The 18,322-nt window shown below is 62.9% G+C and carries 10 protein-coding genes, 1 tRNA gene and 2 pseudogenes; 3 read left to right on the top strand and 10 right to left on the bottom strand.

Translation table 11 applies throughout. The features are described from left to right. Positions 1 to 52: 52 nt before the first annotated feature. The 3 genes from R2N11_RS01140 to R2N11_RS01150 are packed head-to-tail and all read left to right on the top strand — an operon-like array spanning position 53 to position 6,404. Entirely contained in the window at positions 53 to 1,774 is a 1,722-nt protein-coding gene (locus tag R2N11_RS01140; RefSeq protein WP_316679839.1) for an AMP-binding protein, read from the top strand. Then, positions 1,771 to 5,088, top strand: coding sequence for an acetyl-CoA carboxylase family protein (locus R2N11_RS01145; RefSeq protein ID WP_316679840.1), 3,318 nt, complete (start codon positions 1,771 to 1,773; stop codon positions 5,086 to 5,088). Before R2N11_RS01140 ends, R2N11_RS01145 begins: the two co-directional genes overlap by 4 nt. A gap of 38 nt (positions 5,089 to 5,126) precedes the next feature. Further along, positions 5,127 to 6,404, top strand: coding sequence for a branched-chain amino acid ABC transporter substrate-binding protein (locus tag R2N11_RS01150; protein WP_316679841.1), 1,278 nt, complete (start codon positions 5,127 to 5,129; stop codon positions 6,402 to 6,404). A 4-nt stretch (positions 6,405 to 6,408) separates the two neighbouring features. On the opposite strand, the gene R2N11_RS01155 is transcribed toward R2N11_RS01150, so the two are convergent. From R2N11_RS01155 to R2N11_RS01195, 10 genes and pseudogenes are all read right to left on the bottom strand, one after another. Then, positions 6,409 to 7,401 carry an MBL fold metallo-hydrolase gene (locus tag R2N11_RS01155; RefSeq protein WP_316679842.1) on the bottom strand — a complete coding sequence of 331 codons (993 nt, stop codon included), beginning with the start codon at positions 7,399 to 7,401 and terminating at the stop codon, positions 6,409 to 6,411. Positions 7,402 to 7,528: 127 nt separating this feature from the next. Further along, a pseudogene (locus R2N11_RS26450) lies at positions 7,529 to 7,708 on the bottom strand (hypothetical protein); the annotation flags it as partial. A gap of 98 nt (positions 7,709 to 7,806) precedes the next feature. Next, the gene (locus R2N11_RS01160; RefSeq protein WP_199027772.1) at positions 7,807 to 8,301 is read right to left on the bottom strand and encodes a hypothetical protein; all 495 of its coding nucleotides are present in this window, start codon (positions 8,299 to 8,301) and stop codon (positions 7,807 to 7,809) included. 112 nt (positions 8,302 to 8,413) lie between these two features. Beyond that, positions 8,414 to 9,238 carry an OmpW/AlkL family protein gene (locus R2N11_RS01165; protein ID WP_316679843.1) on the bottom strand — a complete coding sequence of 275 codons (825 nt, stop codon included), beginning with the start codon at positions 9,236 to 9,238 and terminating at the stop codon, positions 8,414 to 8,416. Positions 9,239 to 9,324: 86 nt separating this feature from the next. After that, positions 9,325 to 10,584 carry a DUF2957 domain-containing protein gene (locus R2N11_RS01170; protein ID WP_199027776.1) on the bottom strand — a complete coding sequence of 420 codons (1,260 nt, stop codon included), beginning with the start codon at positions 10,582 to 10,584 and terminating at the stop codon, positions 9,325 to 9,327. Between the two features lie 85 nt (positions 10,585 to 10,669). Further along, the gene (locus tag R2N11_RS01175; RefSeq protein ID WP_199027778.1) at positions 10,670 to 12,268 is read right to left on the bottom strand and encodes a DUF2957 domain-containing protein; all 1,599 of its coding nucleotides are present in this window, start codon (positions 12,266 to 12,268) and stop codon (positions 10,670 to 10,672) included. A 695-nt stretch (positions 12,269 to 12,963) separates the two neighbouring features. Next, positions 12,964 to 13,042, bottom strand: a tRNA-Ile gene (locus R2N11_RS01180). A gap of 111 nt (positions 13,043 to 13,153) precedes the next feature. Next, complete coding sequence (rpoD, locus tag R2N11_RS01185) at positions 13,154 to 15,643, bottom strand: RNA polymerase sigma factor RpoD (RefSeq protein ID WP_199027780.1); 2,490 nt, start codon at positions 15,641 to 15,643, stop codon at positions 13,154 to 13,156. A gap of 320 nt (positions 15,644 to 15,963) precedes the next feature. Further along, positions 15,964 to 17,763 (bottom strand): annotated as a pseudogene (dnaG, locus tag R2N11_RS01190) (DNA primase). Positions 17,764 to 17,803: 40 nt separating this feature from the next. After that, positions 17,804 to 18,253 (bottom strand): GatB/YqeY domain-containing protein, encoded by a 450-nt coding sequence (locus tag R2N11_RS01195; RefSeq protein WP_316679844.1) that lies wholly within the window; start codon positions 18,251 to 18,253, stop codon positions 17,804 to 17,806. Positions 18,254 to 18,322 lie beyond the last annotated feature (69 nt).

The following is an 18,322-nucleotide window of genomic DNA, read 5'->3' on the forward strand; positions in this document are numbered from 1 at the left end:
CGGCGCCACTTTGCGCACGCACTGCACAACCCAACGGAGACAAGCTTTGGCGATGGACGAGTCCGAGTATCTCGGCCGCGTTCGCGCGCTCTGGGCGCGCGCATGGCCGGTCGATACCCCCCGCGAGCCCCACTACCCGATCGGGCGCGTTCCCCTCACCGAATATCTGCGCCACTGGGCGCGCACCACGCCAGACACGCCCGCCATCCACTTCTACGGACACGACACCACGTTCGCCCAGTTGGATGATCTCTCCGACCGCTTTGCCACCCTGCTCGCGCAGCATGGTATTGGGGCAGGCGACCGGGTGGCGGTGTTCCTGTCGAACTGTCCGCAGTTCAATGCGGTGTTCTTTGGCATCCTCAAACGGGGCGCCGTGTACGTGCCGATCAGCCCGCTTTCTCAGCGCGCCGAACTGATGCATGCACTGACCGATGCAACACCGCGTGCCATTGTCGCGCTGGACCGCCTGATGCCGCTGGTGCGTGATGTGCGGGCCGAAACATCGCTCGAACACATCTTCGTCACGCGCTATGCGGATGTGCTTCCCGCGCAGCCGACGCTGCCGCTCCCGGCAATGCTTACGGAGCCGCCACTGGCTTGCGACGATGCGGTCGACTTGCTGCCGGCGTTGGCGAAAACCGTGCCGATCACCCTGCCGCCCGCCTCGCTCGATACCGCCGCCGCACTCAACTACACCGGCGGCACAACCGGCCTGCCCAAGGGCTGTATCCACACTCAGGGCGACATGGTGGACATGGCGGCTGCATTCTCAGCCGTGTCACTGCGCGCCGATGCCGACACGGTCATGCTCAGCTTCTACCCGCAGTTCTGGATTGCTGGCGAAAACACCGGGTTGATCTTCCCCGCGTTCCTCGGTGTGCCGCTGGTACTGCTCGCGCGCTGGGATGCGGAGGCATTCATGGCCGGCGTGCAGCGCTACCGCGTGACCAACGGCTCGATGTTGGTCGACAGCGCGGCCGAAGTCATGGCGCATCCGCGTGTGCACGAATACAACCTGCGCTCACTGCGGCATACCGGTGTGTCGTCCTTCGTGAAGAAGCTGAACCCAGAGTACCGCCGTGCGTGGCGCGCACTCACCGGCTCGATGATGGCCGAGAGCGCCTGGGGCATGACCGAAACACAGACCTGCAACAGCTTCACGGTCGGCATGCAGGAAGACGATTTCGATCTGCGCTCGCAGCCGATCTTCGTGGGCCTGCCGGTGCCGGGCACCGACTTCAAGATCTGCGATTTCGACACACACGAACTGTTGCCCATTGGTGCAGAAGGCGAACTGTGCGTACGTACACCCTCGCTGCTCAAGGGTTACTGGAACAAGCCCGAGGCCACCGCGCAGACCTTGCGCAACGGCTGGTTCCACACCGGCGACATCGGCTGCATCGACGCACACGGCTACATCCACTACCTCGGCCGCCGCAAGGAGATGCTCAAGGTCAACGGCATGAGCGTGTTCCCGGCCGAAATCGAAGCCATGCTCGGCAAACACCCTGCGGTGCTCGGTTCTGCCGTGGTGGGTCGCGCCGATGAACAGCGCGGTCAACTCCCGGTCGCCTTCGTGATGCTGCGCCCTGAGGCCATCGGCACGCTGGACGACGCCACACTCACCCATTGGTGCCGCGAGAACATGGCCGTCTACAAGGTGCCCATCGTGCGCATCGTCGACGCGCTACCGCTCACCGCCACCGGCAAGGTGCGCAAGCAGGATCTCGCACCGATCGCAGAACAGCTTCAACCCACGCTTGCTCCATGACGTTTCGCAAACTGCTGATCGCCAATCGCGGCGAGATCGCCATTCGCATTGCCCGCGCAGCCGCTGCAGCCGGGCTGCCCTCCGTCGCCATCTATTCCGAAGACGACGGTAATGCACTGCACGCGCTGCGCGCAGATGAAGCCGTCCCATTACCCGGCACCGGCCCACGCGCCTATCTCGATGGAGAGGCCATCCTCGCCGCCGCACGCGCCGTGGGCGCCACCGCCATCCACCCAGGCTACGGCTTCCTGAGTGAGAACGCCGCCTTTGCCCGCCGGTGCGCTGAGGAGGGTGTGCAGTTCATCGGGCCAGCGCCACGCGTGCTCGACCTCTTTGGCGACAAGGCGCGCGCACGGGCGCTCGCGCATGAAGCAGGCATCCCCATTGTCAACGGCACGCGCGGGGCGACGTCGCTCGAAGATGCGCAAGCCTTCTTCGCCGCGCTGCCGCCCTCGCACGGCATGATGATCAAGGCCGTGGCCGGGGGTGGCGGACGCGGCATGCGTGCCGTGCACGATGCACTGGCGATTCCCGAGGCCTACGCGCGCTGCGTATCGGAAGCCACCGCCGCCTTCGGCAGTGGCGATGTGTATGTCGAAGCGTTGGTACCCACGCCGCGCCATATCGAGATCCAGATCGTCGCCGATGCGCATGGCAATGTCGCGCACCTCGGCGAGCGCGAATGCAGCCTGCAGCGCCGTCACCAGAAGCTGATCGAGATTGCGCCCAGCCCCGCGTTGGACGATGCGCTGCGCGCGCGCATTGCCGATGCAGCTGTGGCGCTTGCCAAAGCAGCAGGCTACAGCGGCATTGGCACGTTCGAATTCCTCGTGGAAGGCGCAGGCACACCGCATGCCACGTTCCACTTCATGGAAGCCAACCCGCGCGTGCAGGTCGAGCACACCGTCACGGAGATGGTGACCGGCGTCGATCTGGTGGTGACGCAACTGGCGCTGGCGCAAGGTGCATCGCTCGCGGAGTTGGGGCTCGACCAGCCGATCACGCCACGCGGCCATGCCGTGCAGGTGCGCATCAATGCCGAGACACTTGATGCGTCTGGCCAGCCGCATCCTTCGACCGGCACACTCACCGCGTTCGAACCGCCCAATGGCCCGGGAGTACGCGTCGATACCTGCGGCTACGCCGGCTACCGCCCCAACCCGCGTTTCGATTCGCTGCTGGCCAAATTGATCGTGCTCGCGCCACGCGGCACCTATGCGCAAACCCTGGCGCAAACCTACCGCGCGCTGTGCGAGTTCCGCATCGAAGGGTTAGTGACCAACAAGCGTCTGCTGCAGGACCTGCTGAGCGACGCACAGGTGCAAGCCAACGCCGTGCACACGCAATTTCTCGACGCGCGCCTGGCCGAACTGGTGACCGCCAGCGACGGCGCGCATCCCGCGCTCTATGCATCAGCGGATGTGTCAGCCGATCGACCGACCGATTCTGGCGAATCGCTGCTGGATGCGTTGCCAGACGATGCCGAACTGCTCACCGCGCCGATGGACGGCGCACTGATTCAGCTCAACGCCCAACCCGGCGAGACCGTAGCGCGCGGACAAGTACTGGCTGTGATCGAAGCGATGAAGATGGAGCACGTGGTGCTCGCGCCCGCTTCCGGGCAGGTGCTGCAGGTGTGCGCACAGCCCGGCGCCACGGTGCGCGAAGGCCAGCCGCTGGTCGCACTGATCCTGGGCGGCGTAGAACACCAGACCGAATCCGCCGACGCCGAGATTGACCTCGACCACATCCGCCCCGACCTACAAGCCGTCATCGACCGCCACGCATTTGGGCTCGACACCAACCGCCCGGATGCCGTCGCCCGCCGCCGTAAGACCGGCCAGCGCACCGCACGCGAGAACATCGCGCACCTGTGCGATGCCGGCTCATTCATCGAGTACGGCGCACTGGCCATCGCAGCACAACGCCAGCGGCGCGCGCTGGATGACCTGATCCGCTCGACGCCGGCCGACGGCATCATCACCGGTATCGGCACGGTCAACGGCGCGCACTTCCCTGACCAAGAGGCGCGCTGCATGGTGCTCGCCTACGACTACACCGTGCTGGCCGGCACACAGGGCACCTTCAACCACAAGAAGACTGACCGCGCGCTGGAACTGGCGCAGCAATGGAAGCTGCCGGTCGTGCTGTTTGCCGAAGGCGGCGGCGGCCGGCCGGGCGATACCGAAAAGCGCGGCGTGAGCGGCCTGGACTGCCCGACGTTCATCCACTTTGCACGTCTGTCAGGACTGGTGCCGACCGTCGGCATCGTGTCCGGCCGCTGCTTTGCCGGCAACGCCGCACTGCTGGGTTGCGCCGACGTGATCATCGCCACGCGCGACGCAACCATCGGCATGGGCGGTCCGGCCATGATTGAAGGCGGGGGCTTGGGCGTGTACGCGCCCGAGGAAGTCGGCCCGGTCGGCATGCAGGCTCCCAACGGGGTGATCGACGTGCTGGTCGAAGATGAAACCGAAGCGGTGGACGCCGCGCGCCGCTACCTGAGCTACTTCCAGGGGCCGCTTGCAGACTGGAATGCTGGCGACGCACGCCACCTGCGCCACGTGATTCCCGAAAACCGCATGCGCAGCTACGACATGCGCGCCGTGATCGAAGCGCTGGCCGATACCGACTCGGTGCTGGAGCTGCGACAGGCCTTTGGCGTGGGCATCATCACCGCGCTGATCCGCATTGAGGGCCGCGCGTTCGGCTGCATCGCCAACAACCCGCGCCATTTAGGCGGCGCCATCGATTCGGCAGCGGCCGACAAGGCGTCGCGTTTCATGCAGTTGTGCAACGCCTTCGACCTGCCCATCGTCTCGCTGTGCGACACGCCAGGCTTCATGGTCGGCCCGGAAGCGGAGAAAACGGCCACCGTGCGCCATGTCAGCCGCATGTTCGTCACGGCCGGCAATCTGCGGGTGCCCTTTTTTACCGTCGTGCTGCGCAAGGGCTACGGCCTCGGGGCGATGGCCATGGCGGCCGGCGGCTTCCATGCGCCGTTCTTTACCGCGTCGTGGCCAAGCGGTGAGTTCGGCGGCATGGGCATCGAAGGCGCCATCCGCCTCGGCTACCGCAAAGAGCTGGAAGCGGTGGAAGACCCCACCGAGCGCGAAGCACTGTTCCGCAAGATGGTCGATGCCGCTTATGAGGAAGGCCGGGCGCTCAACATCGCCAGCTATCTGGAGATCGACGCCGTGATCGACCCGGCCGACACGCGTCGCTGGCTACTGCGCGGGCTGCAATCGGCGCCACCCGCACCACCGCGCCACACACGCGACCCGGCCACGCGCCGCTTCATCGATACGTGGTAGACGAGAAGACAGCACACACCACATAACAAGGAGGAGCCATGTCTGCATCGACCCGCTTTGCCCGTCCGCTGTCCGCGTTGGCCTGTGCGACTGCGGTGCTATGTGCGCCGCTGGCACATGCAGCAGACCCTGCGCCGATCAAGGTGGCGTTCATCGACCAGTTGAGCGGGCCCCTGTCGAATGTGGGTGAGCAATTCCTCGCCAACCTGAAACTCGGCATCGACGATGCCAACGCGCAACCGCAAGGCGTGTTGAATGGCGCGCGCTACGAACTGTCGACCTACGACAACAAGCTGTCGGCGCAAGACAGCCTGTCGGCATTGCAGAGCGCTATCGATGCGGGCGCGAAGATCGTCTTCACCGGCGGGTCGGGATCGTCCGTGGTGGCGGCCATGGTCGACGCGGCCACCAAGCACAACGAACGCAACCCCGACAAGCGCGTGCTGATCATCAATTACGCCTCGATCGACCCCGACCTGACCGGCGCGCACTGCAGCTTCTGGCACTTCGCCACCGAGGCTAACACGGCCATGAAGATGCGCGCGCTGGCCAACTTCGTGAAGACACAGCCCGACATCCGCAAGGTCTACTCGCTGAACCAGGATTACGCGCACGGGCGGCTGTGGGCATCACTGGGCAAGCAAATGATCTCAGCGGCGCGGCCAGACGTGCAGTTCACGGGAGAGACACTGCACCCGATCGGCAAGGTGAAGGATTTCGCGCCCTACGTCTCCAAGGCGAAGGCGACCGGCGCGGATACGCTCCTCACGGGCAACTGGGGGCAGGACCTGAACCTGCTCATCAAGGCCGACGGCGACATGGGCTACGACGTGCGTTATCTCAACCACAGCGGCGCGGGCGCGCCGGGCACCGTGCTGGCGGTATCGCAAGCCAAGATTGGCAAGGTGACGTGGGTGTCTGAGTGGACGCCGGGCAACGGCAACGCGCAACTGATGCAGATGGATGCGCGCGTGCGCCAGACGCCCGCTGGCGAGCACTTCGCGCCGCGCACCGTGCTTTCCGTCGAACTCGTCACCGACGCCATCCGCAAGGCTAACTCCACCGACCCGCTCAAGATTGCGCTGGCCCTGGAGGGCATGCAGAAGCAGAGCTTCCTGGGCGACATCACGATGCGCAAGAGCGACCACCAGTTGCTGCTGCCGCAGGTGGTATCAACCATCGCGCCGGTGGATGGCAAGACCGTCAAAGTTGGCTACGACGGCACCCAGTGGGGCCACAAGACGGAGAGCACCACCGCAGCCAAGGACCTCGACCTGCCAACCACTTGCAAGATGAAGCGGCCAGCAGGCGTGTGACGGCTTAGTCTGTGCGATCCGTGCGCAAGGGGCCGTACTCGATCGGCACCCACGCAAACGCCTTGCCGTCACGGCGCACATGGCCCAGGCCCGGGAATGGCAGGTGCGCGCCGGCCACCCAGAGCTTGTCTTGCGCCGCTTCGCCAAACAGTTTGCGGCGCGAGACAACGGCCTGCTTCTGGTCAACGTCGTATTCAAACGCAACCTCAGGGTGCTGGAACTGCACGGCGTGGCTGTGCACGATATCGCCCCACACCAGCAAGCTTTTCCCCTTGGAGGCAAACAGGTAGCCGCTATGGCCCGGCGTATGTCCGCTGGCGACCACCGAGCGCACGCCCGGCAGCACCGCATCGCCCGGCTTGAATTGCTTGAGTTTGCCGGCTGCCGCATACGGCGCCACCGAATCGCGCGCCATCTTGAAGAACGGTTGCATATCCTTGGGCTTGGAAGCGGCAATCGTCTCGCTCAGCCAGAAATCGGCTTCCGATGCCGCCACGTAGACCTGCGCGTTCGGGAAAGCCTGCTGCCCTTGCGGTGTCAGCAGGCCACATGCGTGATCCGGGTGCAGATGGGTCAGCAGCACGACGTCGATCTGCTCTGGCTGATAGCCCGACGCGCGCACGTTGCCGGCAAGGCTGCCCATAGTCGGGCCAAAACACGTGCCCGAGCCGGTATCGACCAGGATGCGCTGGCTGCCCGTGTCGATCAGGTAACCGTTCACGGCCGTCTGCATGCCCGGCGTACTCGACACGAACATCCGCGCCAGCAGGCTCTGCACCGATTGTGCGCTCATGCCCACCAGTGTCTTGGCCGGCAGATCGATGTAACCGTCATAGAGCGCGGTAACAACTTCATCGCCCAGGGCCATGCGGTAGTAGCCGGGCACCTGGGTGCGTTGCTGCGTAGCGGCAGGCGCGGGGGCGGCAGTCTGGGCGTGGGCGAATCCGATGGACGTGGCCAGTGTGATGGCCACAGCGGCAGAGGTAGGCAAACGCATGTCTTGGCTCCGAAGGAGAAACCGCTGCCCCGTTGCAACGGTGGGAGCCCGGATCATGACACTCCCGATGCACATGCGTTGTCGCTATTGGCGACGGGGGTATTGCTTCACTTCGAAACGCAAGGCGCTAGTGAACGACAAACATCGGCGACGTTCGCAGCGCTCCAGAGATGGTGCCATTTGGGAAAAGCGTCGCATCCGTAGCGGTCATCGATGACATGGCGTTATTCCATTGCATGACTACCCTGTTTGGGCCGCACGAGCCCAACAACGTGACGGACATCGCCATGTTGTTGATACTCAGTTGAGTTGAGCTATCGAAAAGAAAAAAGGCCCGACATGCCGGGCCTTTGTCTCATACCGATCAACCGCGGCTGCGCATCCGCAGGTCGACCAGGGGCGTGCTTACGGCGCCACCGTAAACTTCGGTGATGAATAGACGGTACCGCTCACCGTACAGTCCGGTTTCATCGATGCGTTGGTGAACGTCAACGAAGACGCGACATTGTCCCAGGTCGTCGCAACGGAGCTTGGCCCGCAACTGCCCAACAGGAACACATTGACGGCGGCATTGTTGATCGTCAGCTGCGTCGTGCTATCGGCCTGCCCCGTCCAAGGGGTGACGCCGCTGATAAAGCCGCATAGCGTACCGCCCGAGAACGTCGTCGACGTGATGTTGACGATGCCGGCGGGCGTGATGGTGCCATTGAACGTGGCTTGGCATTGCGCGTTGGTCGATCCTTTTGAGAGATTGGTCGTACCGGTAACCGAGAACGGCTCGCCGCTCGGGTTCATCGGTTGACCATCAGCGCGCGATACGGTCACGGCAAATGCGGGTGTGGCTGCTACGGTGGCAAGTGCGAGTGCAACTGCAAGAGATACGACTTTACGTGTGCTCATTTATTGCCTCACTAAAACTGACGGTTGAAACCGCCTTAAGAATGCGGCGCAAACCGGTTCCCGCTCGGTTCACGCCGCGCCAATTAGCCAGGCGCAGACAGCCGACGCCTGGCTAAAATTTGTACGACACCCCAATGAACGTGATGATCGGATTGGCCTTGAGCGTGGTCTTGGTGGTGGCCAGCGTGGTGCCGTCCGCCGCCTTGATCACGGTGGCCGCCTCCGTCTTGAGCGGCAGGTACGACACCGTGGCCGTCAGTGCCCAGCGCTCATTAATCGCGTAGCTCGCGCCCAGGTTGAAGATGGGCGACCAGGATGCCGACGATTTCCCCTCCACATACGTCGGCCCCGGCTTGCCCGCTCCCGCCGCCAGCACGCTGCCCAGTTCACGATTCACCGCGGCCGAGAAGTTCGGGTTCAACTCGATGTTGGTGAAGAAGCTGTAGACCACCCCCGCGCCAACAAACGGCCGAAACTTCGACTGCGCGTTCCCGAAGTACCACTGCAGGATGATCCCGGGGCTCCACTGGCGCGCCTTGCGCACAGCGGGCTGGTTGGACGGGTCATCCAGGTCAACGTGGCCGAGTGCTCCCGCTGGCCCGGGCGCACGAATCACCCCATGCCCGGTGAGCTTGAACTCGGGTGGTACACCGGCAATCGTGGTCAATGCAATGTTGTCGGTAAAGAAATGCGTGAGCGTGATGCCCAGCGTGTTGGCATTGCTCACACGCAGCCCGCTGTTGGGCGACGTGAAGCTGCCTGGCAAGCGCAGCGGATCGTTGATCGGCGCGTTGATCACGCTGGTGGTCAGGTTGTTGCTCGAATCCTGCGGCATGATGTGGAACCAGCCCACCGTTGCCACGTTGTCACCCGCCTGCTGCGCCATGGCACCTGCGGATGTGCAGGCGGCCACCAATGCGACAGTCAGTTTCTTCATGATGCTTCCTCCTGTTGTTCTGAGCGGGGCGCGGCGCGACTTTCGGTCATGCTGGCCGCACCCCGTGGCGTGTTATTCCGGAAACGTCACTGCACGAAGGCGCCCACGGTGAAGTACGGGTTCTTCGTATCGCTCATATCCAGGAAGCCGAAGGTCTTGCCGGTAAAGATCAGCTTGCCGGTTGGGGCCGAACCGGCCGGAGCGCTCGTCTGCGTGGTGCGGATCACGCCGGGTACTGTCTGCGTGAAATCCAGATTCAGCGGACGGGTAAGCGCGACCTGCGACGCATTGAACGGATCGAGCATCGTGGCCTGTGCGCCCACCAGCGCGGTCGCGCGGTAGTTGAACGTGCTGTCCACACCCGTGTACTCGCCGTCTTGCGAACCCTGCGCAATGTTGGTGGTCGGTGCCAGGAACGAAATGCCGGACTCGTCATCAGCCACCGGCGGGCCGGCAGTCAGGTCCGAGTTGGCCGCCCCCACGCGGATGAAGATCGGCACAAGCTGGTTGTACAGCTTGCCCACGATCAGTACGCCCTTGCCGGCTTTGGTTGGGTCAAGCGACGCCAGCGTGGCCGGCACCTGCGGCTGATAGTTCAGCGTGGTGAAGGCAGACGAGTCCGCGCGCAGCGTCAGCTTCTGGTTGACCGTTGCGCTCGATGTCAGGCACGCGCCGCCGTTCTTCACGCCCAGGTTGTCGCACTCGGTGTAGGTGCCGTCCGCGTTGATGGTGAAGCGCGCATCGACCGCCTGCTGCGAGAAGCTCTGCGATGGCACCTGGTGGTAGCCGAGCTGGTTGTAGTTGCCCGCGATCTTGGTCAGGTCCGTCTCGGTGTTCGAGAAGCTGATGAACGGGTAGTACGGGAACGTGGTTTGCGCAATCTTGCCCACGCCAACGATGCCGTTGAACTGGATCGTCGCGCCCGGAATCGTGCCGCCCAGCACGCCCTGACCCAGGAAGAAACGCGCCGGCCGGCTCGGATCAAGACTTGCGTTGTTCAGTCGGAACGCGCACTGATTGAGCTTCTCGGTCGGCAGTGCAGTTTCCTGCGTCAGCGTGCCCGTCTGTACGTTGTTGGGTGCGGTGTCGCGTGTGGGCGCCACCGTGCCTGTCGTCACCGGAATCGGCGAAGCCAGATACGTGATCTGGTACGTCATCTTGGTGGTGTCGAGCTGTACCTTTACCAACTCGCCAGAACCGGAACCGCCCGTGAAAACGGTGCTGTAGTCGATGGCCTGCGGACACAGGCGCTGGATCACCGGGGCCGGCGGATCATCCCCGCCGCCACCGCACGCGGTCACCATCGGTGCACACGCCAATACGACCAGCCATTTACGCCATTGCATTTGCGTCTCCTCCATGTTGTTGTTCAGTTGCGGCGGCACGTGCACTTCGTACGCGCCGCCGCATGTGGTTTCGGTGCTGCGTGCCTCACTGGACGAACGCGCCGACCGTGAAGAACGGGTTGTACTTGTTGTTATTCATGAGCATTGCGTACACGTTGCCCACCTTGACTGCGACGCCCTTGTCGCCCGCCTTGAACAACGCGACGTTGCCGCTGGCGCCCTGCGCGTTGAAGTCGTTCTGCGCGGTGACCAGCAACTTGCCCGGCGAGGCTTGCGTGTAGTCGAGCGAGAACTGCGCCGTCACCCGCGAGTTGAACGGGTTAATGAAAGCGGCTGTGCCGTTCTGGAACAGCGTTGATGTGTAGTTGGCGGCCAGCGTGGAGACAGCGGTGCCATCGCTGCAGTTGCCGACGTTCGAATAGAAGAAGCCGCCCGTATACGTGCCAGACAGCTCAGGATGATTGACCGTGGCGTTCAAGCCGTTGAAGCCAGCCTGTAACGAGCTCGGGCCGTTGTTGGTCACCACCCCACACGCGGATGCACTGGTCGCGCCGATATAGCCACCCGCAAGCGCGTTGGTCGGGATAGTCGCCACAGGCGTCAGGATCGAGATGCCGATCTGGTCATCACCTGCGGAAGCCAGCGGATTGACCTGATCGCTATGCGAGAAGCCAACGCGAATCACGACCGGTATCACCTGCCCGTTGAGCTTGCCGGCAATCAGAATCCCCTTGGCTTGGCTCGGCGTAAACAAGATGATTGGCGAGACCTGGCCGACGTACGGATACGATAAATTGGCCGCCAAAGGGTTGCTGACAAACACGTTGTCCTGAGAACCATCAGCGTTCTGGCGCAGCTTCCACGGTGTGCCGGTCGTGTGGCACGAGTAGTCGATACCCTCCGCCGTACACGTACCGTCCGCGTTCAGCGTTTGCGTCCAGTTGACGGCGTCAGGCGCCCAACCTTCCGGCCCCGTGGTCTGGCTGGCCGAACCCGTGGGCGTCACATGCACCCCCACCTCGTTGTAGTGCCCGGCCACCTGCGTGAAGTCCGTCACCGTTTGTGAGAAGCCCAGGAACGGGTAGAAATCAAACGTGCGAGACGGCACCACTGCGAGCGGAGGAAAACCCGGGGCCACCGTAATGCCGTCGAACTGGATCGTCGCACCCGGAATGCCGCCGCCCACGATGCCCTGACCAACAAACAGTGTCGGCGGGTCTTGTGGGTTGACGGTGATCGCGTAGCTGTTGTCCGCCGTCTTGCCCGACTGCAGTACAAAGGCGCAGCGGTTTTGTTCAGGCGTCGGCAGGTTGGTCGGATGAACAAACGTGCCGTTGATCGTCAGGCCCTTGCGCGTGTTGTTCACCTGCCCGGCCGAGGTCGGCACCGATGACTCGATGAACTGCATCTGATACGTGTTCTTGCTCGTGTCGAACTTGACCTTGATGTACTCACCGCTGCCGGAACCACCGGTGTAGGTGGTCGTGTAGTCCAGCGCGGCCGGGCACAGGCTTGTCGGCGTGGTTGGCGTGGTGTTTGGCCCGCTGGGCGGGCAAGAGCTACCCGAGCACTGCGCGACAGCCGACGAGCCCGGATCGTCCGCGCCACCGCACCCGCCGATGAACGGCATCGCGACTATGCAACTGGTTGCCATGACAATAAAAAGATGACGTCGACTACCCATGGTTGTCTCCTCACGTTCTGAAACTTGTTGTGTTTTTGCCGGCAAATGCCAGCCAATACCCCCGCCTGCCGGCGTACGACAGCCGACAGCGCACGACCTGCCCCGGTGGCAGATCAATCCTGCAAATCAACAAAAACGACGGACGTGTTTTGTCGCGCGCGTTAACTCACGTAACGCACTAATCGGTTGGGAGCCGATGCCAAAACCAGTCGGGGTGTTGCAGCTAACCCGAGAAACCCGGCTCGCTGCGATGATGACGATGGCGGTGACGCGCGTGGGCATGCGCAGAAGCGGAATGCTGGAAAGGCCCGTTTTGAATGCGTAACATCCTGTGTCTCCGAAGGGTACGCTACTGGCTATTTACTTGTCGTTATGCGTGTCACTATGGTCTGCACAGACTGTGAAGTAAATAGAGATTTCATTCAAAACATTGCCTGCAATGCCTCACGCAAGCAGGCGCGGCGCCATTTGGCAGCATTTCAAACGAGAGAATGAATTCGCTTCGTTTGAAGTGTTTTAAACCCCTCCCCCTCACTCGTAGGGGGGAATATCGTGCAGTGCGACATAACCGAATTATGTCGAAACGGATATATTTCTTGAGATATATGCGCCAGCAAAAATCAGTCCCGATACGGTTCCGCATGAAATAGCAGAAAGCCGTTCGACAGAAAGATTTGCGCAAATAAAAAAAGCGATGGTGGGCCCCCCGGGAGTCGAACCCGGCACCAACGGATTATGAGTCCGCTGCTCTAACCAAGCATGAGCTAGAGGCCCAAAGAGCGGTGCCCGAACGGACAACCGACAAAAAATTGACCCGGCGGATTAGGCCGGGCCACATCGTGAATTTTACCTGAAAGTTGGCCGCAGCCCACCTTCCGGCATTGATCAGCTACCTTCCAAGAAGCTCTTCAGCTTGTCTGAGCGGCTCGGGTGACGCAGCTTGCGCAGCGCCTTGGCTTCGATCTGGCGAATACGCTCACGTGTCACATCGAACTGCTTGCCGACTTCTTCCAGCGTGTGGTCGGTGCTCATCTCGATACCGAAACGCATGCGCAGCACCTTGGCTTCGCGCGGCGTCAGCGAGTCGAGCACGTCCTTCACCACGCCGCGCATGGAGCCATGCAGCGCCGCTTCAGCCGGGGCCAACGTGTTCGTGTCCTCGATAAAGTCGCCCAGATGGGAGTCGTCGTCGTCACCGATCGGCGTTTCCATGGAGATCGGCTCCTTGGCGATCTTCATGATCTTGCGGATCTTGTCTTCCGGCATCTCCATCTTCTCGGCCAGCGTTGCCGGATCCGGCTCATTGCCGGTTTCCTGCAGAATCTGACGCGAGATGCGGTTCATCTTGTTGATCGTCTCGATCATGTGCACCGGAATCCGGATGGTGCGCGCCTGGTCGGCGATCGAGCGCGTGATGGCCTGACGGATCCACCACGTGGCGTACGTCGAGAACTTGTAGCCGCGACGGTATTCGAACTTGTCCACCGCCTTCATCAGGCCGATGTTGCCTTCCTGGATCAGGTCGAGGAACTGCAGACCGCGGTTCGTGTACTTCTTGGCAATCGAGATCACCAGACGCAGGTTGGCCTCGGTCATCTCGCGCTTGGCTTCACGCGCGCGACGTTCGCCTTCCGACATCTTGCGATTGACGTCCTTGAGCTCGGTCAGCGGCAGCACCACGCGTGCCTGCAGGTCGATCAGCTTCTGCTGCAGTTCATGCACGGCCGGCACGTTACGCTCGACGATGGCGCTGTACGGCTTGCCATCGGCCACCACGGTTTCGATCCACTTCAGGTTGGTCTCGTTGCCCGGGAAGCGCGAAACGAAGTCGCCACGCGGCATGCCGCACTTGTCGACCACGATGTTCAGGATGGCGCGTTCCAGCTTGCGCACTTCGTCCACCTGACCACGCAGCGTGTCGCACAGACGCTCGACGTTGCGTGCGGTGAAACGGATGCTCATTAGTTCAGCCTGGATGGCTTCCTGCGCCTTCACGTACGGCTTGGACTTGTAGCCTTCCTTCTCGAACGCGCGGCGCATCTTGTCGAACTGGTCGGCGATCACGCTAAACTTGACCAGCGCAGCCTGCTTGAGCTCTTCGAGTTGACGGGCCGAAGCTGCGGCAGCGCCAGCACCTTCATCGTCCTCGTCTTCCTCTTCGTCGCCCTCTTCTTCGGCCTCTTCGTCCTCGAAGTCTTCTTCTTCGTCAGCGGCCGCGGCGGCAGCTTCGGCGTCAGCGTTCGGGTCAATCAGACCGTCGATGTACTCGTCGATCTTGGCTTCGTCGTTGGCGACGCGCTCGCCCATGGCGAGGATCTCGGAGATGGTGACCGGGCAGGCCGAGATGGCCATGACCATGTCCTTCAGGCCGGCTTCGATGCGCTTGGCGATGACAATTTCGCCTTCGCGCGTCAGCAGCTCGACCGTGCCCATTTCGCGCATGTACATACGCACCGGGTCGGTCGTGCGGCCGAATTCGGAGTCAACCGTTGACAGCGCGGCTTCGGCTTCTTCCTCAGCCTCTTCTTCCGTTGTGACGGAAGGCGCGTTGTCGTTCAGGAGCAGCGTTTCAGCGTCCGGCGCCTGCTCGTACACGGCAACGCCGATGTCGTTGAGCGTGGCGACCAACGTTTCCAGCGACTCCACGTCGACCATGTCGTCGGGGAGGTGGTCGTTGATTTCGGCGTAGGTCAGGTAGCCGCGCGATTTGCCCAGCTTGATCAGCGCCTTGAGCTTCTGGCGGCGAGCCTCGAGCTCTTCTTCCGAACCACCTTGCTGCGAAGCAGCAAACTCCTTGAGCAGGGCTTTTTCCTTGGCCTTGCGGTCACGGGCCTTCAGCTTGTCGGTTTTCGGTGCCGGAGCGGCGGGGGTGTCAAATTCTTCAGTCACGTCCGTGCTGCTGTCATCGTCTGCCTGCGTTTCTGCTTTGGGCTTGCGGCCGCGCTTTTTGGGCTCGGCTGCTGCTTCGGCGCGAGGCGCAGGAGGAGTTGTGGGGGTGGCCTCTGCCTGGGCGGTGCGCTTGGTGTCTTCCGCGGTTGCCTTGGCTGGCTTGGCTGCGGTGCTGGTACGAGCGGTACCCGTTTTGGTTGCGCTTGCGCTGGCAGGGGTCTGCTTGCTCTCGACTTCGGTAGCTTTCGATTTCGCCACGGTGGTTGTCTTGCCCTTGAGTGCGACTGAAGCGGCTGTTTTGCCGCCAGGTCTGGCGCTCGTGCTGATCGACGTCGAGACCTTGTCTGCAGTTGAAGACTGGATTGCGCCTTTTGCGCGCGCTGCTGCCTTGACGGGCTTGGCGGCAACAGTAATCTCGGCGGTCTGGCGCGGCTGGGCTTTCCCCGTCTTTGCCGGCGCAGTGGCCTTGACTACCGCCTGCCCCATATGGCTCCGACCATTCGCGACTTTCGCCGTTCCCGCTGCGGTCTTTCCTCCCCCGGCGCCGTGCGCCGATGAGGATCGCGTGGCAGAAACAGAAGCAGGACTGGCCTTGGAACCGGCCTTCGCGGAGGTCTTCACCTTCACCATGGGCACGCTCACTCCCCCAAAAATGGGAAAAAGGTATTGCAATCCAAACCGGCTATTCTAGCACGCCAGACCCAGCCGGTCTAAACGAAAATCGGGTTTTCGCCTGAAAAATCAAGGGGCTACCCGCAATTGCCCGCCCCAGTTAGGTTTATGCCGGGACGTGTGCGCTACACAAGCTACCGGCGGCTCGTCTCGCTTAACAGCCAGCGCATGCGCTCTTTATCGCCATCGCTGGCGTGACCGCTTTCCACCTTGCGCAGCAACATCTCAAGCTCGCGCTTGTGCGACGCAAGAAGCATCTTTTGCACGGCGCTATCGAACTCCATGGTGGCCGGCTCCAGTTCGATGTCGTCTTCGAGCACGGTCATGCGCAGTCCGGCGAAAGCCTCGGCATACGGCGTCTGGCCCAGGCGCTCGACAAAGGCACCAAAGTGCATCTCGGAGCTCGCGGCATCGCATTCGGCCAGCAACCCCGCCAATACCTCACCTTGGGGCAATTCCGGCGCCGTCAACTGGGCACGCGCATCGGCATCGAGTCGAGCGGCCAGGGCCGGATAGCGCATCAGCAGGCGCAGCAGCTTTTGCTCCAGCGCAGTTGGTGCGGTACGCGCCACACGCGGGCGCTTTTGCGTCATGCGGCCAACCTGAGCGGGGTCGCTGCGCAGGCCGCACAGCGCTTCGATATCGGCAGGGGTCGTGCCGGTCATATCGGCCAGGCCGCGCACGATCTGCAAGCGCAGACCGCCGGACGGCATCGCCGTGAGCAGCGGCTTGGCTTCGTACTGGGCGCGGGCACGACCTTCAGGCTGGCGCAGGTCGAGGTCTTCGGTCACGGCCTGCAGCAGGAAGCGCGACAGCGGCATCGCGTTGTGCACTTCGCGGGCGAAGGCTTCGGTGCCTTCTTCGCGGACGAAGCTGTCCGGATCGTGCTCGGATGGCAGGAACAGGAACTTGATCGTCTTGTTGTCGGTGGCGTGCGGCAGGCAGGCTTCCAGCGCGCGACGCGCGGCGCGGCGCCCGGCGGAATCGCCGTCAAACGAGAAGATGACGGTGTCGACCTGCCGCAGCAGTTTCTGCACGTGGATCGGCGTGCAGGCCGTGCCCAGCGTGGCCACGGCATTGGCAAACCCGAGCTGCGCCAGTGCGACGACGTCCATGTAGCCTTCGACGACCAGTACGTAGTCGAACTCGCGGATGGCGTTACGCGCCTCGAACAGGCCATACAGCTCGGTACCCTTGCTGAACAGCGGCGTCTCGGGGGAATTGAGGTATTTCGGTTCGCCCTGCCCCAGCACCCGGCCGCCAAAGCCGATCACCACGCCCTTGGTATTGCGGATGGGGAACATGATGCGATCGCGGAAGCGGTCGTAGCGGCGGTGCGAGCCGTCGGCGGCGGTCTTCTCGCTTTCGATGACAAGGCCGGCTTCGATAAGCGGCGCGGCGGTGGCGTCTTCGCGGTACGGACCGAACACGCTTTCGAGCGACTGCCAGTCGTCGGGCGCGTAGCCAAGGCCGAAGTGCGCGGCGATCTCGCCGGTCAGGCCGCGGCCCTTGAGGTACTGGATGGCGTTAGGGGCGCTGCGCAGCTGCTTGCGATAGTGCTCGCAGGCGCGGGCCATGATGTCGCCGAGTGCGACAGTCTTGGCTTGCTGCTCGGCGCGGGCGGCGGGGGGCTAGCCGCCCCGCTCTTCGGGCACCACCATGCCCACGGACTGCGCGAGGTCCTTGATGGCCTCGACGTACGACAATCCGGAAAATTCCATCAGGAAGCCGATGGCCGAGCCATGCGCGCCGCAGCCAAAGCAGTGATAGAACTGCTTGGTGGGCGACACCGAGAACGACGGCGACTTCTCGTTATGGAACGGGCACAGCCCCATGAAGTTGGCGCCGCCCTTCTTCAATTGGACGTAGCGCCCCACCACGTCGACGATGTCGACGCGGTTGAGCAGGTCGTCAATGAACGGCTGCGGGATCACGCGGGATGCGCCCCAGGGGTGCTGCGGGTGTGGAGGGGAATCAAGCGCCGGTCAGCGCGGCCTTCACGCGGGCCGAGACTTGCGTCATATCGGCACGGCCAGCCAGGGCCGGCTTGAGGATGCCCATGACCTTGCCCATGTCCTGCGGGCCGGCAGCACCGGCCTTGACCACGGCGTCACGCACAGCGGCGTCAACTTCGTCTTCCGACAGCTGCGCGGGCATGTAGATCTGCAACACAGCAATCTCAGCAGCTTCCTTGGCAGCCAGATCCTCACGGTTGGCCTGCTGGAACGCGGTGATGGAGTCCTTGCGCTGCTTGATCATCTTGTCGACCACGGCCAGCACGGCGGCATCATCAAGTTCGATGCGTTCGTCCACCTCGCGCTGCTTGATGGCGGCCTGCAGCAGGCGGATCGTACCCAGACGATCCATTTCCTTGGCGCGCATGGCGGCCTTCATGTCTTCCGTGATCTGTGCCTTCAAGGACATTCAAAAACTCCGATAAACAGCAAAACCCGCTTGGGCAGCGGCCCAGCGGGTTGCAATCTGAGAAAAGTG

This window comes from Ralstonia flaminis, from assembly GCF_958415495.1.
GTDB classification, from domain to species: Bacteria; Pseudomonadota; Gammaproteobacteria; order Burkholderiales; family Burkholderiaceae; genus Ralstonia; species Ralstonia flaminis.